Source organism: Gammaproteobacteria bacterium, from assembly GCA_013697705.1.
Lineage (GTDB): Bacteria > Pseudomonadota > Gammaproteobacteria > UBA6002 > UBA6002 > UBA6002.
In genome coordinates, this window is sequence record JACCWJ010000030.1 from 1 (window position 1) to 21,832 (window position 21,832).

General features: G+C 38.0%; 20 protein-coding genes, 2 tRNA genes and 1 pseudogene. 17 read left to right on the top strand and 6 right to left on the bottom strand.

The window, feature by feature from the left end:
* The first annotated feature begins 458 nt into the window (after positions 1-458).
* Both H0U71_07325 and H0U71_07330 read left to right on the top strand, forming a co-directional pair.
* Positions 459-716, top strand: a complete 258-nt coding sequence (locus tag H0U71_07325; protein MBA2654859.1) for a hypothetical protein — start codon at positions 459-461, stop codon at positions 714-716.
* Positions 717-737: 21 nt separating this feature from the next.
* Complete coding sequence (locus H0U71_07330) at positions 738-1,124, top strand: hypothetical protein (GenBank protein ID MBA2654860.1); 387 nt, start codon at positions 738-740, stop codon at positions 1,122-1,124.
* Positions 1,125-1,256: 132 nt separating this feature from the next.
* Here the strand turns inward: H0U71_07330 and H0U71_07335 are convergent, their stop codons facing one another.
* Entirely contained in the window at positions 1,257-1,958 is a 702-nt protein-coding gene (locus tag H0U71_07335; protein ID MBA2654861.1) for a YafY family transcriptional regulator, read from the bottom strand.
* Between the two features lie 84 nt (positions 1,959-2,042).
* On the opposite strand from H0U71_07335, the gene H0U71_07340 reads away from it, so the two are divergent.
* Positions 2,043-2,411 carry a glyoxalase gene (locus H0U71_07340; protein MBA2654862.1) on the top strand — a complete coding sequence of 123 codons (369 nt, stop codon included), beginning with the start codon at positions 2,043-2,045 and terminating at the stop codon, positions 2,409-2,411.
* Positions 2,412-3,095: 684 nt separating this feature from the next.
* Here H0U71_07340 and H0U71_07345 read toward each other — a convergent pair.
* From H0U71_07345 to H0U71_07355, 3 genes are all read right to left on the bottom strand, one after another.
* On the bottom strand, positions 3,096-3,302 hold the full coding sequence (locus H0U71_07345; protein MBA2654863.1) for a hypothetical protein: 207 nt from the start codon (positions 3,300-3,302) through the stop codon (positions 3,096-3,098).
* A gap of 133 nt (positions 3,303-3,435) precedes the next feature.
* Positions 3,436-3,696 (bottom strand): hypothetical protein, encoded by a 261-nt coding sequence (locus H0U71_07350; GenBank protein MBA2654864.1) that lies wholly within the window; start codon positions 3,694-3,696, stop codon positions 3,436-3,438.
* 267 nt (positions 3,697-3,963) lie between these two features.
* Positions 3,964-4,031 (bottom strand) — tRNA-Arg (locus H0U71_07355).
* A gap of 343 nt (positions 4,032-4,374) precedes the next feature.
* On the opposite strand from H0U71_07355, the gene H0U71_07360 reads away from it, so the two are divergent.
* From H0U71_07360 to H0U71_07395, 8 genes and pseudogenes are all read left to right on the top strand, one after another.
* On the top strand, positions 4,375-4,656 hold the full coding sequence (locus tag H0U71_07360) for an AbiEi antitoxin N-terminal domain-containing protein (protein ID MBA2654865.1): 282 nt from the start codon (positions 4,375-4,377) through the stop codon (positions 4,654-4,656).
* Positions 4,616-4,837 carry a type IV toxin-antitoxin system AbiEi family antitoxin domain-containing protein gene (locus H0U71_07365; protein ID MBA2654866.1) on the top strand — a complete coding sequence of 74 codons (222 nt, stop codon included), beginning with the start codon at positions 4,616-4,618 and terminating at the stop codon, positions 4,835-4,837. The genes H0U71_07360 and H0U71_07365 overlap by 41 nt, the downstream gene beginning before the upstream one ends.
* The gene (locus H0U71_07370; protein MBA2654867.1) at positions 4,830-5,096 is read left to right on the top strand and encodes a nucleotidyl transferase AbiEii/AbiGii toxin family protein; all 267 of its coding nucleotides are present in this window, start codon (positions 4,830-4,832) and stop codon (positions 5,094-5,096) included. Before H0U71_07365 ends, H0U71_07370 begins: the two co-directional genes overlap by 8 nt.
* Positions 5,093-5,743 (top strand): nucleotidyl transferase AbiEii/AbiGii toxin family protein, encoded by a 651-nt coding sequence (locus H0U71_07375; protein ID MBA2654868.1) that lies wholly within the window; start codon positions 5,093-5,095, stop codon positions 5,741-5,743. The genes H0U71_07370 and H0U71_07375 overlap by 4 nt, the downstream gene beginning before the upstream one ends.
* Before the next feature lie 400 nt (positions 5,744-6,143).
* Positions 6,144-6,505, top strand: a pseudogene (locus H0U71_07380) (virulence RhuM family protein).
* 417 nt (positions 6,506-6,922) lie between these two features.
* A complete protein-coding gene (locus tag H0U71_07385) occupies positions 6,923-9,667 on the top strand; it encodes an ankyrin repeat domain-containing protein (GenBank protein MBA2654869.1) in 2,745 nt (914 codons plus the stop codon).
* A gap of 274 nt (positions 9,668-9,941) precedes the next feature.
* On the top strand, positions 9,942-10,109 hold the full coding sequence (locus H0U71_07390) for a hypothetical protein (protein MBA2654870.1): 168 nt from the start codon (positions 9,942-9,944) through the stop codon (positions 10,107-10,109).
* Positions 10,110-10,383: 274 nt separating this feature from the next.
* Positions 10,384-11,061 carry a hypothetical protein gene (locus tag H0U71_07395; protein ID MBA2654871.1) on the top strand — a complete coding sequence of 226 codons (678 nt, stop codon included), beginning with the start codon at positions 10,384-10,386 and terminating at the stop codon, positions 11,059-11,061.
* 274 nt (positions 11,062-11,335) lie between these two features.
* Here H0U71_07395 and H0U71_07400 read toward each other — a convergent pair.
* Positions 11,336-11,409 (bottom strand) — tRNA-Arg (locus H0U71_07400).
* Positions 11,410-11,558: 149 nt separating this feature from the next.
* Between H0U71_07400 and smc the strand changes: the two genes are divergently transcribed.
* The 3 genes from smc to ligA are packed head-to-tail and all read left to right on the top strand — an operon-like array spanning position 11,559 to position 17,851.
* Positions 11,559-15,068, top strand: coding sequence for a chromosome segregation protein SMC (gene smc / locus H0U71_07405; GenBank protein ID MBA2654872.1), 3,510 nt, complete (start codon positions 11,559-11,561; stop codon positions 15,066-15,068).
* 16 nt (positions 15,069-15,084) lie between these two features.
* Positions 15,085-15,831, top strand: a complete 747-nt coding sequence (gene zipA, locus H0U71_07410) for a cell division protein ZipA (GenBank protein MBA2654873.1) — start codon at positions 15,085-15,087, stop codon at positions 15,829-15,831.
* Positions 15,832-15,844: 13 nt separating this feature from the next.
* Entirely contained in the window at positions 15,845-17,851 is a 2,007-nt protein-coding gene (gene ligA, locus H0U71_07415; protein MBA2654874.1) for an NAD-dependent DNA ligase LigA, read from the top strand.
* Between the two features lie 41 nt (positions 17,852-17,892).
* Here ligA and H0U71_07420 read toward each other — a convergent pair whose 3' ends face one another.
* A complete protein-coding gene (locus tag H0U71_07420) occupies positions 17,893-18,462 on the bottom strand; it encodes a Smr/MutS family protein (protein MBA2654875.1) in 570 nt (189 codons plus the stop codon).
* A gap of 100 nt (positions 18,463-18,562) precedes the next feature.
* Between H0U71_07420 and prmB the strand changes: the two genes are divergently transcribed.
* Genes prmB through H0U71_07435 form a run of 3 tightly spaced genes read left to right on the top strand, consistent with a single transcriptional unit; the run spans position 18,563 to position 21,584 of the window.
* Complete coding sequence (gene prmB / locus H0U71_07425) at positions 18,563-19,495, top strand: 50S ribosomal protein L3 N(5)-glutamine methyltransferase (protein MBA2654876.1); 933 nt, start codon at positions 18,563-18,565, stop codon at positions 19,493-19,495.
* A gap of 6 nt (positions 19,496-19,501) precedes the next feature.
* Positions 19,502-20,554: a chorismate synthase gene (gene aroC, locus H0U71_07430; protein MBA2654877.1), complete on the top strand. Its 1,053-nt coding sequence runs from the start codon at positions 19,502-19,504 to the stop codon at positions 20,552-20,554.
* 16 nt (positions 20,555-20,570) lie between these two features.
* Positions 20,571-21,584: an aspartate-semialdehyde dehydrogenase gene (locus tag H0U71_07435; protein MBA2654878.1), complete on the top strand. Its 1,014-nt coding sequence runs from the start codon at positions 20,571-20,573 to the stop codon at positions 21,582-21,584.
* The last annotated feature ends 248 nt before the right edge of the window (positions 21,585-21,832 follow it).

Below are 21,832 nucleotides of genomic sequence, written 5' to 3' on the forward strand. Positions count from 1 at the left end.
TAATGCAATTTCAAATTTTGCTACTGCCGACCACTTCTTGTTCTTTGCCATTTTTACCTCCGGTTAGAGGCTATTATCTCTCAAAATTTATTTCTTTGCTGGTCTAAAATGTGGGGGTCATTATAAAAAGTCAGGTTGATATCTTTAAATAGTGTTTGACCGCTGGGTAAGTTGAAGCTCATCGCATGGATGAGGATTGATTGCGTCATAGTAGAATTTCCAAAGTTAAGTTAAAAAATTTGACTGGCAAACTCATACATATGAAAAGCATAAAGAATATTACAATAATTTACATTTTTAGGCGGATTATTTCATGGAAAAATTAAAATTGATTTGGATAAAGTTCTTGGAAAACTTGTTAGAATACTTTTCACTAAGTTATAAATTACACATAAATGGGTTCGACCGTCGCGGCATACCTATATTATAAATCATTAAACTAATGAGAAGGATTGTAAATGAAAATAATTTTGTGTTACGGGGATTCAAATCTACGTGGATTTATTCCTGGAACATTTGATGAAAGTACTGGTCTATCTGAGAGGTTCGAGAAAGACAAGCGGTGGGCAGGTCTGCTGCAAATTATCCTCGGTGAAAAATATAATATAATTGAGGAAGGTATTAACGGCAGGACCACAACACTTGATGAAAAAATTCCTGGCAGACCCTACCGAAACGGTCTAACACAATTACCAGTGTGTCTTGAATCTCATTAGCCAATTGATATTGTTATTTTTATGCTCGGAACGAATGATACAAAATTACAATTTAATCGAACATTGAAAGAAATCACTGAGGGAATGAGACAATTAGTAAAAATAGTCAAGACAAGTGACAAAGGTCCGGCTTCGGCACCTCCCAAGATTATAGTAATTGCACCACAACCTATCATTAAAATTATTAATCTACATCCACAATACGACGGCCAGCCTATCCAAAAATCCAAAGAATTAGCAAAATCATATCAACAGATGGTAAAGGAAGAGAATTGTGAATTTATAGATGCTGGTCTTATCGTCAGTTCAAGCCGTTTAGATGGTATACATCTTGATGCGACAGATCATGGACTGCTGGGTTATGCTGTGGCAGAAAAGGTAAGACAGATGAGTAATTTATTGAAATAAAAATTTCTGTTATACAGAAAGAAAGAGCAATCGCTATAAATTATGTGTAAAAGTTCAGACTTGATCATACAAGACATGTTAAATTAATTTGAAACTTGCTTAAAATGACTGCCAGGTGGTAGACAAACAGCGTCATTTGCGTTTCATCGAATACTTGCGTAATTGTGATGTCTGCCATTCGCGGAAAAGATTATCTTGTGAACCAGGATAGTGTTCGTCTAATACTTTCAGCGAGATAATCCTATCTGTTTTAAGGTGTTGATAATCTTTTTCCTTCTCGCACCAGGCAACTAATATGCGCCCATCAGTGAAATATCCAATGGTGAATGGCCAGACTGTTCGTTGACTTTCTCTGTTATTTTCAGATTTGTAGAGTATATAAATTTTCTTTTGATTGGCAATGGCATCTCTTAATATTGAAAGATCTTCTTTAGCTAAAGTCTCTAATGGAGGTGGTCCCACTCGGAGCGTAAAAGTATTGTTACTTTTTTTAATGTTAGTGGGCAAGACATCAGATATTTTTTTTAAGGCCTCGATTGCTGCTTTAGATAATGGCGCATCCCCATACTGCGAAACCCATCGCGTGCCTAAAAGCAAAGCTTGCATCTCGGTTTGTGTGAACATCAGAGGGGGCATAAAAAATGTCGGTTTAAGAATATACCCAACACCAACTTCCCCTTCGATTTCGGCTCCCATCGCTTGCAGGGTCGCGATATCACGATACAAAGTTCGTATACTAACACCTAATCGCTCTGCCAGGCGTTCTCCACTGACGGGATAACGATAACCTCTTAAAATTTGTAACATATTTAAAAGTCGTTCAGTTCTATTCATATCAATCACTACTGCCATATTTTGACAGTATTATCCTATATAATCATGGCAAGAACAATTCTATATCTAAGGAGAACCCAACTAATGCTTATTCCAAATTTGCTACTATTTTATGTACAAAATCCGCTAGAAAGCGCTTTATTCTATGAAAAAATCTTTTCTAGAAAGCCAGTAGCCTCATTTCCAACCTATGTGGCTTTCGCTTTTGAGAATGGACTTACATTTAGCTTGTGGTCCACGCAGGCAAAGAACTTTGTTTCAGGCGGTGCTGGTCATCGTTCTGAATTGTCATTTATGGTAAAAGATGAACAAACGGTAAATGAACTGCGTAAACAATGGGGAGAATTCGGAATGGTTATTGAACAGGAACTGCATGAAGCAGTTTTTGGGTTAACTTTTGTAGCCCTTGATCCAGATGGCCATCGTATTCGTGTTTGTATACCTGATAAGTAAAGTAGGTCTGGCATATTTTGTATGATCAAGTCTGAACTTTTACAAATTATGACCGTGACAGAATCGTGACAAACTGAAAGCAATTTACTGTCGTTTTACGTCACATTATAGCACTTTTGATGATTCTAAAGTATCGTAAGGCTTTGATTAATAACAAGTTGCATTTATGCCCGTTCGGACTACGAACCAGGTGGTCGGGAGTTCGAATCTCTCCGGTACGCCCCCTTTCCCCAGGCCTCTGCCTTTGGGATATGGTCCACTGAGTTTATTGCTGCAGAACTTGATTTGAATTTTAGGGATTACCATGTTTTGTAATTGATTGCCGAACAAGACCAGGGCAGTCAGGATCTCCTGTGATTGCTCAAAGAAATTCAGCTTATCTCACAATCGATGGTGCATTACCAGCTGGTCGCCTAAGGACTGAACTATTGGGAATTTATACCGGAAGAGTTAACGAGGAATCTGGTTTAGGTTTATCTGAAGTTAAGCGTCATTGAAGAACTTTTAAACTCATTTTCAAATTGAAATTTAGTAATTCTCGGATGACTAAAAAGTAACGTAAGATTCTACTTCTCATACTAAAAATAAATTAAAAAGAAGCTGATTGATCTTTTAGAGCTTGTTGTGTATTTCTGAAAGTACGAACAATTGTTTAAAACAAAATTACTTTACTGGGAACCATAATCATTGCTCATTAAGATTCCGCGCTTGACCAATAAGATCGCTCAATAACCACAAATAGCTATATATAGTCAGCGGGGATAATTCTATGAAATTTGTGCTGAGGGCTACATTTGTTAAAGCATCGGCTTTGATTAAGCATTCGGACAATTGTTCTTGAACATCAGAGTTGGAAATCTTCTTGTAATTCTTTAAGATGCTTGCAACCATGTTCAATCTCCTTATAGATTGTTTGTGGCCAGAGACAGGAGGGTGCTTCACTCACCTTCTTGCCTCGTCTCCCTAATTATTAAGACAAATTAATTTTATCTCCAGCGCTTGCAAAGTGCAAGCATACTGCAACCTACTCTTCTTTTAAAACTTTAAGCTTTGACTTGATTGCTGGTCTAAGTAAATCCATGCAAACAGCATTCATTGAGAGGCCAGTTAAATTTGCAATGGTTTGAATGTCTTCCCAAAAGCTGATTGGAATACGAAGGTAGAGTGTTTTTAATGGCTGCTTCCCTGGTGCTAATTTTTTGGAAGATTCCAAAGAGGATTCTTTTATCCCCTGGGTAGAATTTACTGCTTTGTCAGAAGCTACCCTTGTTTTAAACGTTGGCATATCAGTTACACCTCTTCAAAGATAAATTAGTTTTTTCGAATACAATTCTTCTATTCACTGAACAGTAGCAGCACTTTAGCTCCGATGAATGTATTCAAATATTAAAAAAAACAGATGGTGCAAATTATATGTCCGAATAGGCAAAAAAGACCAACTATTGTTCATAACTGTTCTATTTTGCTTGCCTTAGTGTATTCATCTTGCACTTCATTTGCACTTCAGAATATTTTGAAAAACTTTTAGTTGCAGGTAAGCCATTGATAAATATGGCGCCCCGAACAGGATTCGAACCTGTGACCTATCCCTTAGGAGGGGACGGAAATCAGTTTTTCCACTGCACCACCATATTCCTCAGTGCACAACCATGAACAAAATATCTTTATTTTCATTTACTTACAAATCAATCGCTGTTTATCCCCGTTCACCATTGATCCCCGTTTTACACTGCGCTTGGACTTACGGTGGACTTACAGGCATGCTTGCTCTAAGCATGAAATCTTCAAATGAGTGAACTAAGCATAAAGCAAACTTTTCAAACTAGAAGCAGTTCAAATAATGAAAGACAGAATCAATGGATTTACTATGGGAGGTTTAAGTTTAAATTTTATATTGAAAGTCCAATATTACATGTCTTATAATATTTTATATGAACACTCACTTTTTTAAGTTTAAATATATATGAAAAAGCCAAAGATCAGTAGACCTTTAAACTCAAAATTAAACAATTTGTTAAGCTATCAGCCACAAGGTATTGTTCTAACATCAAAATGGTTGAAAGAGAATAATTATTCCAAGCAAATAATTAGCCATTATTGTGCCAGACAATGGCTGCGCAAGGTGGGGAATGGAGCATATGTACGTTTAAATGAAAATATAAAATGGCCTGGTGCGATCTATGCTCTTGATTCGCCCAGATATAATGCAAGAACTATTGGAAAAATGCACATCTATCAAAGTTAAGCGCCTTTTTTTATTTTTTGCTGATACTAATCAGTTACCCTGCTTTAAATACTTGGATTTAACTGCGCTAAATCTTGGGAAAGGAAAGCGGGTAATAGGGAATGGAGGCATGTTTGTACCCAAATATCAACTTTCAGTTCCAGTACCGCAAGGTGAAGAAGAAGGAGTAGGGTATGTTTAATGATAGCTACTTAAACCAGATAAGACTACTCCTTAAATGTTTGCCAGCTATTCGGAATCAAGATTATTTTGTTTTGAAAGGTGGCACAGCTCTTAATCTTTTTATACATGATTTACCGAGATTATCAGTTGATATTGATCTGACTTATAAACACCTACATGATCGAGATGAGAGTATTAAAAATATACAACTAGGGTTAAGACAAATTAGTGTTTCAATTAAAACTGCCAATCCAAAATTTATTAAAAGGAAAAAATGAGCAAAGAAGGGCATTTGCTAAAGCTATTAATTCACGATGAAAAAACAGTCGTTAAAATAGAGCCAAATTTCATAGTGAGAGGTATTTTGCTTCCAATGCAACTAGGTTCCACTTGTGCAAGAATTAAAAATGAATTTGGTTCATTTATTGACGAAATTCCAATAATGGCAAGTGATGAGCTTTATGCTGGAAAAATATGTGCAGCTCTAAGCCGCCAACATCCTAGAGATTTATTTGATATTAAACTTTTATTAGAAACAACCGGAGTAACAGACTCAATACGGCAAATGTTTTTAGTTTATTTAGTTTGCAATTCAAGGCCTATTCACGAAATACTTTCTCCGAATTTAATTGATATAAAACAAGTATTCGAAAAAGAATTTTTTCGCATGACGCGTGAGAATGTTTTTCTAGAAGAGCTGTTGCTTGCTCGTCAACAATTAATCAAGGAGATAAGTAAAAAATTGACTGAGCAAGAGAAAAAATTCTTACTCTCTATTAAATCTGGAAAACCTGAGTACGATTTACTTCCATATTCTGAAATTCATAAGCTACCTGCCTTGCAATGGAAACTAATGAATTTGAAAAAATTAAATGAGGAAAAACATCAGCAGCTTATTCAAAAGCTCAAAATGGTCTTAAATTAGTAACTTAGAAGTTGGTCCTTTCCTTTATAATAAAGGGGTGGATCCTTTAATACCTATTTCCTAAGGCTCAGATGATTATCAAGAAACATGGATCTAGTTGCTATACACAAATATGGACAGGCTGTCAGTTGAAAATTTCTACGTTGAAGATGCTTAATTTCGGTGGGCCAATATGAATGTTTACTTAGATACCTGGCATTTACAAAAATGGCACCAAGGAACTATACCATTAGATGAATCATAATTTGGTAAAAGCCTTAATTGCGAGCGAATCAAGTTTCTGGCCAGAACAAGATACCCCACAAAGTAATCCTGAAAAAAAATAAAAAAATAAGCCATGCACATGGCTTGATGCAGATTACAGGCAGTACTTTGAAAATAATTGGAGAGTATTTCCAAAATGGAAACAGTTCGAAAGGAAGGTGTTCGCGATGTTAAGCGGAACCTTGAATATTATAATTTGATCTTGTGTTATCAGTCGAGATCGTGTTAACTCTATAAAAGCTACCCATTTCCGCCAATGGGCGACAAGAACTTTAAAAGAGCATATTTCAAAGGATACTCGATCGTCACCGAAAAAATCAAATTATAAGCAGTTTTTTGAAAGCTATTGATGATGTCAAGAGGATGTTACGGGCAGAGAGCACAATAAATAGTGAAGCATGCTCGACCTCGTTGTTATGTTTTCAGAAACATGGCTTTTTGCTAAATGACAAAGACGAACTTCAAATACAAGAAGTACAAAAAAGAGAGCTTTACTGAAAGCTGAAAAATTATCCAAAGCTTTATTGGAATTGAAACATATCCTGATCGAAAAAGGGAAGCTACAGAAATATTTGCCAGAGAAAGATCCAAAGAAAAATATTATTGGAATCGCAAGGAAAATAATGCAATCAATTGAATTTTATAATCACAAGCGATGGCATCAATCGCTAAATTATAAAATGCCAGCTGAAATTTATTTTTCGGTGCGACAAAAACCTGGGGTATGGGGACATACTCTCGCGCTCGAGTTATCCACAGGCTTAGCAATTAATTTAATTTATTTTAAGAGGTGATATCTCCTAAAATTTATTTGAATGCTCATCTAGACATTGGTGTCACTTAAAAATTATGTGGCAATATTATTTGAGCATACGTATTGTGAGTAAATGAATTACCTGTTTTATCGGAGTAAAAATGTCCTTTAATCAAGATGAAAAAATTTCTAAGCTCAATTACTTTATGCAGATTGCTGCGGACTCAAGAAATCTAATGCGAAGCTTTCTTGATATGCAAAGTTTGGGCCGTCTTTCTCAGGTACATACGACTTTTTTTAAAGAAATAGGAGATGAACCCATTTGGCGTAAGGAACTTGACTCTTACTTTCCCGAAGATGTGAGCAGAGTCATTTCACGAGCTAAGGCTGAAAAAGATTCACTTAAAAAACAAGCAAAGCTAATGTTTCAGAAAGCTTCTAGAGGCGTCGTTAAGAAAAAATTAGCTTTAATAAGAGCATTTCGAATAGATGATCAGGCTAAAATAAATGAATTTTTTAGGAGAGCTGAAGCACACTGCATATTATCGTTAAATAAAACAGACGGATTAGAGCGTTCGCTGCTCGAATATGCTGCGAAGAATAAAAATATCAACGCAATAAAAAAAATATGCAGTTGGAAAATCTATGAAGATTTTTACCTAAAAAAAGCATTGGAGGTTGCACTCGCTGAACCTGAATCTTCCTTCAAAATTATAGATGCACTCTTGGCGAATTTATCTCAAGAGGCGGTTAAAAAAACTTTAACGACCCTTAACCCAAAGAATTATGCAGTTATCTTGCCTTTTCTTAAAAAAATTGGAGATTCAGATCCCTATTTACAGGGTTTTTTTAGAAATTCCCCATTATTGGCTAGAGTAATCAAAGCGGGAGATAAAGAAGCCTTTGATTTCCTTAAAAAAATAATCTACATACGATTAAATGACGAAGATGAATTCCACCTAAGCAATTTTAGTATAGCGCTTACATATAAACGATTCGATATGGCCAGGGACATCCTTGATTGGGACAGACAGATAAACAACAAATGTAGAGACGCTTTACAGAAAATATTTGCATATTGTTCGAAAAATAACACCGAGTTCCTTAACTTATCAAGCAATAACTTTACTTTTCAAGAACATGAGGCGTTTACCTATCTTCGAGACTATTTACCATCTCTTGCTTTCGACTCAAAACACTTAATGCTTGTTCGTTTTTGCGTCGAAATATTGGGCATATCCATTAACGATAAATCTCCTAATGAAAAAATGACTTATTTTTACAAGACATTAAAAGTTGGCAATTTCCTAATTGTTCGATATTGTTTAGAAAGGTATGAGCAGGTCTGTGGGAAAGAGCATAATATAACAGTCTTAGATCAACTTAATCTGTTGTTATACCATGCATTGAGGGCGCAAAATTTTGCAGCTGCTTCATATTATATCCTTAAAGGAGCGACTTTTTCTCACCCGGAATCGCCCACTTCGCAAACTGCTAGACTGCCACTAATTCATTATGCTGCTAGCAATGTTATTTCATTTTTAATCAAACAAAATGTTCGCTTTAATTATATTTCTTTTATAAATAAGCAAAACCTTTTATTTGAAGCTGTGAAAAAAGGGGATTTAGAAAGTGTACAGCTATTTTTTCGATTGAATATGCAACAGAATGAAAACCGGATAGAAGCTTCTTCTCAACGTCAAGAGCAAATAAATTTAAATATCCACAAATCCTTGCTACATTTAGCTGCTAGCAAAGGTAATATAGAAATAGTAAAAATATTACTTCAGCAACCAACTATAAATTACGATAGTTACATGAGTAATGCACCGCTCACGATGGCAGTTGTTTCAGGTTATGTTGATGTAGTTGATTTACTAATAAACCATCCAAAAATTAATGTTAACAAAGGTGATCTCTTGAATTCAGCCGTAAATAAACGACATTATGACATAATTAAAAAGTTACTCGATCATCCCCACACTGATTTGAGCACGGATAACGAACCCAATCAGTGTTTACTACATAATGCTTGCGGTACTCTTAGTCTCGATATCATTGAATTATTGTTACAATATCCGGAGCTTGATATAAATCATAAAAATAATGAAGGCAATTCGCCCCTTCATGTGGCAGCTACAGCTCCGTTTGGAGGCAAACGTAATGGGGCGATTGATTTATTAATTAAGCATGGGGCTGATGTCAACTTAGAAAATGCAGATAAAAAAACATTGCTCTCCATAATTATTAAAAATGGGTCTGCCACATACACTGCTGAGGACAAAGAATGTATAGAAATAGATAGAGAGCTGGTTAAAAAAATTGTGACTTTAAACAGAGAAATAGTTTTGCCACAACTTTCTCAGGAAATCAAACCTGAAATTGGTTCGCTTATTTTATCAAGAAAACTCTATGATTTAGCAGGTGAAGCTCATTTTAATCGCAGGATAATAGAGGCTTATCGCGCGGGGGGCGTAGATATTAATTTTAAATTACAAAATGATAACACCCTTTTGTTTCATACTATTATTAATCATCATTTCGATTGTGCAAAATTCTTAATGGAGCATAATGCAGAAGTAAAGATAACAGCTAGTAATATTTTATCTCTCCTTTGTGCATTAGAAAAAGCCGACTCTAATTTTATCTGTGAATTTTTAGATTACATTCAGGCTAAACCCGTTCTCGAGCGAATCGATTTTAATCTATTTAAGCAACTTTATGAGTATGCCGAACGAAATGAAAACTTGGAGATCATTAGACGCCTATTTACAATAACACAATTATTTGCACCAGGATTTGTCGAAAGGTCGAAGAACTCAAACAATAATAATGAAGCTTGGATTTCCAAGGCAGAGAAATTTATAGATGCTCCTCAATATTCTTCGAGCTTTAGAAATAATTAAGTGATAAAGAGTCCTTAGAAGCTTAAAGTATGATGGATTTTTTATATAAAAATCCTCCTGCTGAACTTTACAAAATAAACAAAAAGACTTATTCAGCAAATCTGCTACTCAGCTGCAACTTGAAGAATCGTTTGGTAAAGACACTAATGGGGTACAAACTGTCAGCCAGAAATTAAATTGTGAGCCAGCAATTCCACAAGTTAATCTTGATCACTTTGGATCAAATGCGTTATGTGCTTGAACAGGTGGCACATTCGAACTAGTAGGCGATTGCATGAATAGATTGAAAATAGCTGCTGAAGAGGCTTTATCTTTATGCAAAGATATCCTTGATAAATATGACGCCCCGAGCAAGATTATTCGGGCCCATCGTGGACCATCATCCCCTTCGGGGGCCGTCGCTCCGCTCCGTTCAAATTTTGCTGTCCTGCAAAATTTGTAGAACCTTACGGTTCGAATAGCTTCGTTGGATAGTTTGTGATACTGATTTCATCTTAAATCATAGAGTTATGTGATAACTTATTCCTTAAGGTAGTGCCATTGGGATGCGATCCCTAAATTGCATTTTGATTTCTTTTTAACTTAAATTTAAGTGATTTTTTCTTGATAGTTCGTTTATTGCAACTTATTATTTAAAATCTCTCCTTTTTGAAAGGTATAGTTAATCAGAGATTAAAATTTTAATAGAATTTATTATTCAGGTATTGAGGTTAATAATGAGTCAAAGCAGATCAGAACTAATGGGCTTGAGTATGATGAAGCTTAATAAAGTCAAGCGAGAAAGAGAGTTAGCAAAGCAGAATAATTATGAAAAAATCCAAGCCAGACTTAATTTAGGTAACCATATTAGTGAGTCTGTATTAGATTCTGTTATCACTATCCTGAGCAATATTATCTATTCAGGAAATGTAACAGTCGACGAGTTTTTTAATAGTTCTTTTCCTATGGATAAAATAGAAAAGGATGGATTTGATTTATTTACTTGGGCATGTAAAAAACAAGTTGAGGGGTTATTTAACACTTTAATAAAAGTTGTTGACGTTAATCAAACTGATAGTTTTGGAAAAACTGCACTATTTTGGACATGTGCTAATTATAATGTTCCCATGACAGCTGCGCTTGTTAAAGCTGGCGCTGATATACATCATGAGGATAATGAGAAAAATCAAGCCTTATGTGAGTTAATTCTAGGCAATAATTATAAATATTCTCTTATAGGATGCGCCAAAGATATAATAATCATATTTATTGAGCAGGATACAGATATTTACACTAAAGACATTCATGGGCAAACCATTGTTGATAAGGCAAAAGAAAAAGAGATTTATGAACTTAGTGAATTTTTAGAGACTCAATTTGGGAATCATAGAAACGAAAAATCATTTCAGTTGTGAGGCTTTACGCTAAATCCATATGATAATTAATTTTCAGTTGGACTTACGGTGGACTTAAGTTTGAACAAAAAAATTCGGTGTCGGGTACTAAGTTATTGAAAACTGGCGCCCCGAGCAGGATTGATTCAGGCCATCCTGGCCTTCACCCCTTCGGGGCGTTTGCGTTGCAAACGTCCAAAAATGCTGTCCTGCATTTTTGTCAAACATGTTCGAATAAAGGCTTTGAGGAGAGTTAATGCGGTTTTTTAGTTGTCAGTAGTGGGGGATATTAATGCGCCCCGAGCAGGATTCGAACCTGCGACCTATCCCTTAGGAGGGGATTGCGCTATCCATCTGTGCCATCGGGGCTAACTGTTGAGTATAAACCTAGTCCTAAAAAGATGTAAGTACGCTGCTCACTAAACCTTGAACTAAGACTTGAACTAAAGAGCATACCCCCCTACAATTTCAGCTTAGTTTTCTTAGTCTTAACGATAAATTACGGAAATTTGCCAGAAATGCGTTTAAATTCAATAAAGCTTGCCGGTTTTAAATCATTTGTTGATCCTACCCAATTGATATTTCAGAGCAATCTAACGGCTGTCGTAGGGCCTAATGGGTGCGGCAAGTCTAATATTGTTGATGCTATCCATTGTGTGCTAGGGAGTACCTCCAAAAATTTACGTGCCGAGCTGATGTCTGACGTGATTTTTAATGGTGCAAATGGTCGGAAACCGGTGGGTCAAGCGTCCATAGAATTGGTTTTTGATAATAGTGATGCACGGGTAGGGGGGGAATATGCCCAATATCCCGAAATTTCGATTCGTCGTGAGCTAAATAGAGATGGCCAATCTAATTACTATCTGAATAGTGTACGCTGCCGTCGCCGAGATATTACTGATATTTTTTTAGGGACAGGTCTTGGCAACAATAGCTATGCGATTATTGAACAAGGCATGATTTCACGTTTGATTGAAGCTAAACCAGAAGAGTTAAGGGCGCATGTTGAGGAAGCAGCAGGCACGTCAAAATATAAAGAAAGACGCAGAGAAACCGAGAATCGCATTAAGCATACCCGCGAAAATCTAGATCGATTGAGTGACCTGCGAGATGAACAAGCAAAGCAGTTAAGTCATCTCCAAAGGCAGGCTAATGCTGCCGAAAAATTTAAGGCATTGAAAACCGAGCAACGGTTATTTAAGGCTCAGTTGCAGGTGATTTTATGGCAAGGGCTTCAAGAACAAATCGCTTCTTATACGCAAAAAATCACTCTGCAAGAAACAGCACTTGAGGCTAAGATTGCGGAGCATAGAAATGTCGATAAAGAAATTGAACTCAAGCGTTCACTTCGTGTTGAGCATAATGATTTAGTGAATGATATTCAGAGTCAGTATTATGGTTTAGGTGCAGAAATAAATGGTGTGGAACAAAACATCAATCACGCTAAAGAACGCAAAAGACAGCTTGAAAAAGACTATGAGCAATTAGAGCAATCTTACCAAGAATTACATCAACAGCAGTTCGAAGATCAAAATCAACTTGAGCAATTAAATCATGATATCTCCAAAGTAGAACTTGCGTTCCAGGAATCAACTGAACTTGCTAAAACTCTCCATGTTGATTTAAAACTTGCAGAAGAGCATATGCATGATTGGCAAGAGAGATGGGATGATTTTAACCAGCACAGCGCACAAACTTCTAAACATTTGGAAGTCGAAAAAACAAAAATTCAACACCTTGAGCAGAAAAAACAATCACTTTGCACACGTTTAGCTAGACTTAAAGAAGAACAAGACAATCATGATAGTGAGAATGTGGCACAAGAAGTGTTACACCTAACTGAGCAACAACGCAACTCTCAGCTAAGTGTCGCCGCATTCCAAGAACAATATGAAGTAATACAAGAAAATATTCATTCCGATAGAGTGCGTTATCAAGAAGCGCAGCAAGAGGTCGGTAGGCTCATTAAGGAACTCCGTGACCTTCAAGCAAAACATGCTTCGCTGCAAGCGATGCAACAAATAGCATTGGGCAAAAATGATGTCGACACAAAAACATGGTTAGACAAAAATCATTTGCATGAACTTCCGCGGTTAGCCGAAGGATTAGATGTTGAGCTCGGATGGGAAGTTGCAGTTGAAACAGTACTGGCTAATTATTTAGATGCTATTTGCATTGACGATTTTACACCGCTGGTGCAAAGTATCAGTGATTTACCCAATGTCGATGTGTCTTTCTTCAATTCCAACGCCAGTATAAAATCAACTCATGCCACGAAACAATTAGCTTCATTGAAAGATAAAATTCATTCCCCTTGGTCTATGCTGGGTTTGTTAGCGAATATTTATGTGGCAGATAGTCTTCATCATGCGTTCGAAATATTACCACAGCTAGATTCTAATGAATCTATAGTTACCCGTGATGGAATTTGGTTAAGCGCCACATGGTTAAAAGTAACTCGAAGTATCAGCGAGAAGACGGGTGTTGTTCAACGCGAACATGATCTGAAAGAGTTACATCAGCAAATTGTGCAGCTGCAAAATACGGTTTCCAAACAAGAAGCTTTTTATCAAGAAGCGCAAGAACAACTCAATCTCAATATCGAAAGTAGAGAAAATATTGGTCATCAGTTGCAATCTGAGAAAGCTAAAAATAGTGATTATTTGGCGCAAATAAAAGCTAAACAAAGTTTTATCCAGCAATTACAACAAAAACAAACCTCAGTGTTGGCTGAATTAAGTGAAATTCAACAGCATTTAATTGAAGTTGAAGAAGCGCTTACTACAGCTACGGCTAGTCTCGCTTCTCTCGGGGAACTAAATGATGATATTGAAGCAAAACGTCATACGCTTTTAGCACAGCGCGAATTATTGCGCTCTAAGCTCGACTCTGTGCGGCAGAATGCAAACGTACAACAACAAAGAGCAGATGAATCTCAAATTCGTATGGAAAGTATGCGCAGTCAGGTACATTACTTGACTCAAAATCTTATTCGCGTTGAAAGGCAACTTTCTACTATCAGCGAAAGACGCAAAACCATTTCGGAATCACTCAATAATAATAATGACCCGCTTCCTGAATTAAATGTGGTGCTGCAGCAGGCATTAGAGAAGCGAGCTATCATTGAAGATGAATTAACCAAGGCAAAACAAGCCTTAAGTGCTTTGGAAGATAGTTTGCAACAGCTCGAAAAAAATCGTCAACAAATTGAAAATAGCAGTCACGAAATTAGAAATGGTTTAGAAGAATTACGGCTGGAATGTCAATCATTTCGAGTAAAAATGAGTACCTATACAGAGCAAATACAAGAAGCAGGTTTTGAACTTGAGCAAGTACAACAACAACTTCCTGAAGAGGCGCGGGTTGATACCTGGGAAGAGCAGCTTATTAAAATAGATAACCGCATCCAACGATTAGGTCCCATTAATCTTGCTGCGATTGATGAATTTGCATCTCTTTCAGAACGTAAAGACTATCTTGATAGACAGCATAACGATTTAATAGAAGCGTTGACCACATTAGAAAATGCCATTCGCAAAATAGATAAAGAAACTCGGATACGCTTTAAAGAAACTTTCATGCAACTCAATGATTCTTTTAAAACCTATTTTCAACAAATTTTTGGTGGCGGAGAAGCGACCTTAGAGCTCACCAGCGATGACTTGTTAGAAACAGGCGTGATTGTGAAGGCACAACCTCCTGGAAAACGTAATTCTACCATTCATCTTTTATCAGGTGGCGAAAAAGCGCTTACGGCAATAGCGTTAGTGTTTGCTATCTTCAGTTTAAACCCAGCTCCTTTTTGCGTGCTTGACGAGGTGGATGCGCCACTTGATGATGTCAATGTGGGAAGATTTTGTAACCTTGTGCGCAAAATGGCTGAAAAAATTCAATTTATTTTTATCAGTCACAATAAAATCACCATTGAAATGGGACAACAACTCGCGGGTGTGACGATGAATGAGCCTGGGGTTTCTCGCCTGGTTTCAGTGGATGTTGAACAAGCAATTAGCATGGCCAATGCATAACAACAGGTGATATGAAATGGAGATGCACTCAATTTTAATACTTATAACTATATTATCTCTGATATTCGCGCTAACTTATTTTATTACAGTCAGACAAAAAAGAGCACATCGCAAACTTTCCCAAAAACAAGAGCCGCGTTTTGATCTTGTTACCGATCAACCGGTATTGCATGATATTGATGAAGCTGACGAAACTCAGTCGCAAGAATTTTATGAAGATGAAAAACAAAACTTATTATTAGAAGACCCTCTGTTCGCACAAAAACCTACGGCTGTGAAAAAACATTCGGAGCCATCCGTGACTAAATCTACAAAGTCTGCAATCGAAGAAATAATGTATTTCACAATAGCAGCAAAACCTAACAAGCCTTTTGTCGGTTATGAACTATTGCAAGCGCTACTTTCAGCTGGTTTACGTTACGGAGCTATGAATATATTTCATCGTCATGAAGACTATAATGGTAATGGGAAAATATTGTTTAGCGTAGCTTCAGCCTCTGAACCGGGCACTTTTGAAATCAGCAGGATGGGCGGTTACTCAGGCAAAGGCTTGATGATGTTTTTACGTTTATCAAGTAACAAAGATTTAATGCTTGCATTTGAGACGATGCTTGACACTGCTAAACAGCTTATCGAAGATTTAGATGGTGAGATTTTAGATGATGAACGAAAGATATTATCTCCCGAAAAAATTGAAAAATTAAAAAAGAAAATTTCGGAGTTCGAACAGCATCAACGTATCGGAGATTTATTTGACCAGTAAGAAACTTGATGATGTGGTTAAAGAGCTTGACGAGTTAAGAAGACAAATTCATGAGCATAATTATCGCTACTATATTTTAAATGACCCCACCATTTCCGATGCTCAGTACGATCGAATTTTCAAGAAAATACAGACCCTGGAATCATCGCATCCTGAATTAATTATCTCCGATTCTCCAACGCAACGCGTAGGTCATGCACCTGCTAGTGGTTTCGCTCCCGTAGAGCATATTGTTCCTATGTTATCCTTGGCTAATGCTTTTACAAAGGAAGATGTTAATGCATTTGATAAACGAGTACGCCAAAAACTTATGCAGGAAGACTCGATTGAATACGTTTGCGAAACCAAATTAGATGGTGTAGCAGTGAGTTTAATCTATAAAGAAGGCAATTTAGTAGGAGCCGCCACTCGAGGTGATGGCACAACGGGTGAAGATATTACGCAAAACGTTCGCACTATTAATGCTGTTCCACTACATCTACGCGGCAAAAATTTTCCAATGTTACTTGAAGTTCGGGGTGAGGTGTATTTAGGTAAGTTAGAATTTGAAGACCTGAATAACAGGGCAAGAGACTCAGGACAGAAAATTTTTGTTAACCCTAGAAATGCGGCATCAGGCAGTTTACGACAATTAGATCCACGTATTACAGCAGGACGCTCTTTAAAAATATGTTGTTTTTCATTAGGGGCAATTTCTGAAGGTTTCCCACTTCCGGATCGTCATAGCGATATTTTGTATCAACTCCAAGAGTGGGGTTTGCGGATCAGCTCTGAAATGCGTGTAGTAGAAGATGTCGAAGGGTGCCTTCGCTATCATCAACAAATCAATGAACAGCGTCAATCCTTGGCCTATGAAATTGATGGAGTTGTTTATAAAGTAAATTCTATAACAGCACAAAAAGCATTAGGTTTTGTTTCACGCGCTCCCCGGTGGGCAATTGCACATAAATTTCCCCCTAGTGAAGAACTGACGGAAGTATTAGACATTGAGTTCAATGTGGGCAGGACAGGTACCTTAACGCCACTAGCAAGGCTTAAACCTGTGTTTGTGGGCGGAGTGACGGTGAGTAACGCTACGCTACATAATCTAGATGAAGTATATCGAAAAGATATCAGGATAGGTGACACTGTTATCGTGAGAAGAGCAGGGGATGTCATTCCTGAGATTGTCGGTTCTGTCGTCGAAAAGCGTTTGCCGAAGGCTACACCCATTGTGTTACCCGAACATTGTCCTGTTTGTAATTCAGATGTAATTAGACCGGAGGGGGAATCCGCAGCAAGATGTACTGGAGGACTTTATTGTCATGCCCAGCTAAAAAATTCAATCTTACATTTTGCCTCACGGCGTGCAATGGATATTGAGGGGTTGGGCGATCGGATGGTGGATCAGCTACTGGAAACCCATCTCATCCAAAACATCGTCGATATTTTTAAATTAGCGGTGGATCAAGTGGCTGATTTGGAACGAATGGGCAAAAAATCTGCCGCAAATTTGATCAACGCAATCGAAAAAAGTAAAAAAACCACCTTGCCACGATTTTTATATGGGTTAGGAATAAGAGAAGTAGGAGAAGCCACGGCGCTCACGCTTGTTCAACACTATCACCATATTAAAGCGATTATGGCGGCAGATGAAGAAAGTTTACAACAAGCGCCCGACATCGGTCCCATAGTTGCAAGCCACATAGCGAGTTTTTTCAGACAAGAATGTAACCGTCAAATCATCAATGAATTGCAAGAATTAGGAGTGCATTGGGTTGAGCAAAAATCCCAAGATAATCTCGTATTGTCAGGTAAAACATTTGTGCTAACAGGAACCTTACATCAAATGTCACGTGATGACGCAAAGGAAGTATTGCAATCTTTGGGGGCAAAAGTGGCAAATAGCGTATCCCGTAAAACCTCTTATGTGGTGGTGGGTGATGACCCCGGTTCAAAGTATGAAAAAGCAAGAGAATTGAATATCCCAATATTAGATGAAGTCGCCTTTTTAAAATTTTTAAATGAATATAAAAAATAGCTTATCCCCATTCACCAAAATTCAAAATCCATGATGTATGTTTACCGAAGCTTTTTTAGCAATACATATAGGGCTCCTGTGCTGCCGTGGCGCGAAGTGGCGGTACAAAAAGCTAATACATTTTCTAACTGTCTTAGCCAATTATTAATTTTATTTTTGAGCACGGGGGCTTGTGTATGCCCTTTGCCATGGATAATGATAATTGAACGTTTATTTTTCTGATACGCCATTTCTAAAAAAGTTATTAACGCGTCTCTGGCTGATTCTGAATCAAATCCGTGAAGATCTAAGGTGGCGGCAATGGGAATTTTGCCGTGCCTGAGTTTGCGAATTTGTTTTGGAGAGATCCCTGGCTTTACAAAAAATAAATATCCTTCGGGAGCAACAATTTTTTCGGTTAGATTGTCAGAGAGCAGGGGGACACTCTCGTTTTCTGAAAAAATTTCCCGAGGCCTTGGACGAACCACGATTTTTTTGAGTAATGTTTTATTCGATTTCTTAATTGGCTGAATTTTTTTCATTGCGCTGCGAAACAGCAGGGCTTCTTCTTCCGAAATTTGAGCTTTCACCTTAGGTGGGGAGGGGGGGCTCTTTGGCGGTTTCGTGTCCATTTGTTGTAACCTTTCCCTTGCGCGATGAAAACAAACTAGTGTTAGTTGTCTAATTTAAGTATCATTTATTTTATATTAGCAGTCGCCTTAGAAGGATACTATGAATTTAGATAACCAAAACCTCACCCAAGTAAGTCAAGAGCTAACTACCCTGCGGGATTATATTCGCTGGGGTTATAGTCGTTTCAATGCAGCAAACTTATATTATGGTCATGGCACTGACAATTCATGGGATGAGGCGGTGCATTTAATTTTATCAGCCCTTCATCTACCGCCTGATATTTCACCGGATTTGATGAGTTCAACGTTGACCTTAGTGGAACGAAGGAATCTTTGTGAACTTATTTTTCGTCGGATCGATGAACGGATTCCTGCGGCATATTTAACAAAGGAAGCTTGGTTTGCGGGTTTACCTTTCCATGTCGATGAGCGTGTCATTATTCCTCGCTCACCCTTAGGAGAGCTAATTGAAAAGGGTTTCTCACCTTGGCTGGATAATCATACTCCCCATCATATCTTGGATCTTTGTACCGGAAGTGGCTGTATAGCAATTGCTTGCGCAGTGGAATTCGCAGAAAGCCAGATTGACGCTGTCGATATTTCAGCAGATGCCCTCGACGTTGCCAAATCAAACGTCGTCAGACATAACTTAGAATCACAAGTTAATTTAATACAAAGTGATTTGTATCAAAATGTTAAAGGTAAATACGATTTGATCATAAGCAATCCACCTTATGTATCTCATCAAGAGTACGATGCCTTACCACAAGAATATAGCCATGAGCCATCGCTGGCTCTTAAAGCCAATGATGACGGATTAGAGCTGGCAAAAAGAATTCTAAAAAATGCAGGAGAGCATTTATATTCTGAGGGAGTTTTGATTGTAGAAGTCGGGAATTCACAAGAGGCATTAATGGAGAATTATCCAGAAGTTCCTTTTTTATGGCTGGATTTTGAGCGAGGAGGGGACGGCGTTTTTCTACTTACCGCTGAGCAAGTTAAGCAGTACCAGTCTCAATTTGATAAGAACTAATCTTAAATGCAAGGCAATACGTTTGGTAAATTATTTACCGTCACCACATTTGGAGAAAGTCATGGTCCTGCATTAGGAGGCATTATTGATGGTTGCCCTCCTGGCCTTGAAATTTGTGAAGCAGACATTCAGCAGGAACTGGACCGTCGTAAGCCAGGACAATCTCGTTTTACCACTCAACGTAAAGAATCTGACAAGATTACTATTTTGTCGGGCGTTTTTTCAGGTAAAACCACGGGCACTCCGATTGGCCTTCTAATTGAAAACAACGATTCCAAATCCAAAGACTATGCATTATTGAAAGACGTCTTTAGACCCTCCCATGCTGACTATACCTATCACCATAAATATGGCATTCGAGACTACCGGGGTGGAGGTCGTTCCTCGGCAAGGGAAACGGTTATACGCGTTGCGGCAGGGGCGATTGCAAAAAAGTTTTTAAATAGTAAGGGCATACAGGTAAGAGGATTTGTCGCCCAGATTGGCAAGATTCAAGCCACGACTATTGATTGGGATGAAATAAATCATAATCCATTTTTTTTCCCGGATAAGCAAAAGGTTCCTCTGCTAGAAGAACTTATAACGCAGCTTAGAAGAGCAGGGGATTCTATCGGCGCTAAATTGACAATTGTTGCTTCTGGATTGCCTATTGGTCTTGGTGAGCCAGTATTTGATAAATTAGATGCGGATATTGCCCATGCAATGATGAGCATTAATGCCGTTAAAGGTGTTGAGATTGGTGATGGCTTTTTGTCTATTGAACAGCTAGGTTCAGAACACCGCGATGAACTAACATCGAATGGTTTTTTATCGAATCATGCGGGGGGTATATTGGGAGGCCTTTCATCAGGCCAAGACATCGTGGTAAACATTGCATTAAAGCCTACTCCGAGTATTCGTATTCCGGGCCGGACGATTGACGTATCAGGATCCGACACAACAGTCGCAACCACGGGACGTCATGATCCCTGTGTTGGCCTTCGCGCTGTTCCAATCGCTGAGGCCATGCTAACATTAGTATTAATGGATCACTTTTTACGTCAGAAAGCTATCAGTTAAAGAGGAAAAATCAAAAATGACTGTTAAGTACAATGTGGCTGTTCTTGGGGCGACAGGAGCGGTGGGTGAAACTTTAATCGAAATATTAGAGCAACGAAAATTTCCTATTAATAAATTGTTCCCCTTAGCAAGTGCGAAATCCGCGGGAGATACCGTCAAGTTCAAAAATAGAAATGTTGAAATTTTAGACGTTGAAGATTTTGATTTTTCACAGGTGCAAATAGGTTTATTTTCTGCAGGAGCCGCTACGTCTGCGAAATACGCTCCTATTGCCGCCGAAGCCGGATGTATTGTCATAGATAATACTTCTGAATTTCGTTATGACCCCGAAATTCCCTTGGTAGTCCCTGAAGTAAATGCTGAAATAATTGATCAATATCGAAACCGTAATATTATTGCTAATCCTAACTGCTCTACGATCCAGTTGGTGGTAGCCTTGAAACCGATTTATGATGCGGTTGGCATTTCACGGATAAATATCGCCACCTATCAATCTGTCTCTGGCGCGGGAAGAGCAGGCATTAGTGAGCTTGCCGATCAAACAGCTAATTTATTAAATGGTAATGCAAGGGATGCAAAAGTATTTGCGAGACAAATTGCATTTAATGTTATTCCACAGATCGATACCTTCCAAGAAAATGGTTACACCCGTGAAGAAATGAAAATAGTGTGGGAAACTCAAAAGATTTTCAATGATGATACTATTTATATAAATCCTACCGCTGTAAGAGTCCCTGTTTTTTATGGACATTCTGAAGCAGTTCATATTGAAACGAGAAAAAAAATTAGTGCTGATGAGGCCAAGGAATTATTACGCAATGCGCCTGGCGTCATCGTGCTGGGTCAAGATGAAGAATACCCCACTCCCGTTTCAGAAGGGTCTAAACATGACGCTGTTTATATCGGCAGAATTCGCGAAGATATTTCCCACCCAAATGGATTGAATATGTGGGTTGTCGCAGATAACGTAAGAAAAGGCGCAGCCCTCAATGCAGTTCAAATCGCAGAGTTATTGATTCGAGATCTCTGATTCTACTCTTCCTTCCTTCATGGCCCAGGTGAGCAGTGTTGAGCCTTCATCCTGGGCAGACTTTTTCGATTATCCTGCGTCATCCTTTCACGTTGAGCGCCACATGCTTCTCCCCTACACCCTTCTCGTCGGATGCCTTTTCACTAAAAGCTGAAAGTTTTCTCTGTACTGGACAAAAATTTAAAAGGCTTATTTTTAGGGTTAAAATCAGGCACGTCGTCCCGCGATTTATTCGCGGGATCCAGATC

Bases quoted from the DNA above. Each gene is read 5' to 3' on its own strand.
- zipA (MBA2654873.1), top strand. From the start codon at position 15,085: ATGGAGATGCACTCAATTTTAATACTTATAACTATATTATCTCTGATA.
- H0U71_07345 (MBA2654863.1), bottom strand. From the start codon at position 3,302: ATGGTTGCAAGCATCTTAAAGAATTACAAGAAGATTTCCAACTCTGAT.
- H0U71_07375 (MBA2654868.1), top strand. From the start codon at position 5,093: ATGAGCAAAGAAGGGCATTTGCTAAAGCTATTAATTCACGATGAAAAA.
- H0U71_07365 (MBA2654866.1), top strand. From the start codon at position 4,616: ATGCAAGAACTATTGGAAAAATGCACATCTATCAAAGTTAAGCGCCTT.
- H0U71_07395 (MBA2654871.1), top strand. From the start codon at position 10,384: ATGAGTCAAAGCAGATCAGAACTAATGGGCTTGAGTATGATGAAGCTT.
- H0U71_07390 (MBA2654870.1), top strand. From the start codon at position 9,942: ATGAATAGATTGAAAATAGCTGCTGAAGAGGCTTTATCTTTATGCAAA.
- smc (MBA2654872.1), top strand. From the start codon at position 11,559: ATGCGTTTAAATTCAATAAAGCTTGCCGGTTTTAAATCATTTGTTGAT.
- H0U71_07340 (MBA2654862.1), top strand. From the start codon at position 2,043: ATGCTTATTCCAAATTTGCTACTATTTTATGTACAAAATCCGCTAGAA.
- H0U71_07435 (MBA2654878.1), top strand. From the start codon at position 20,571: ATGACTGTTAAGTACAATGTGGCTGTTCTTGGGGCGACAGGAGCGGTG.
- aroC (MBA2654877.1), top strand. From the start codon at position 19,502: ATGCAAGGCAATACGTTTGGTAAATTATTTACCGTCACCACATTTGGA.
- H0U71_07420 (MBA2654875.1), bottom strand. From the start codon at position 18,462: ATGGACACGAAACCGCCAAAGAGCCCCCCCTCCCCACCTAAGGTGAAA.
- H0U71_07325 (MBA2654859.1), top strand. From the start codon at position 459: ATGAAAATAATTTTGTGTTACGGGGATTCAAATCTACGTGGATTTATT.
- H0U71_07360 (MBA2654865.1), top strand. From the start codon at position 4,375: ATGAAAAAGCCAAAGATCAGTAGACCTTTAAACTCAAAATTAAACAAT.
- H0U71_07350 (MBA2654864.1), bottom strand. From the start codon at position 3,696: ATGCCAACGTTTAAAACAAGGGTAGCTTCTGACAAAGCAGTAAATTCT.
- H0U71_07385 (MBA2654869.1), top strand. From the start codon at position 6,923: ATGTCCTTTAATCAAGATGAAAAAATTTCTAAGCTCAATTACTTTATG.
- prmB (MBA2654876.1), top strand. From the start codon at position 18,563: ATGAATTTAGATAACCAAAACCTCACCCAAGTAAGTCAAGAGCTAACT.
- H0U71_07335 (MBA2654861.1), bottom strand. From the start codon at position 1,958: ATGAATAGAACTGAACGACTTTTAAATATGTTACAAATTTTAAGAGGT.
- H0U71_07370 (MBA2654867.1), top strand. From the start codon at position 4,830: ATGTTTAATGATAGCTACTTAAACCAGATAAGACTACTCCTTAAATGT.
- H0U71_07330 (MBA2654860.1), top strand. From the start codon at position 738: ATGCTCGGAACGAATGATACAAAATTACAATTTAATCGAACATTGAAA.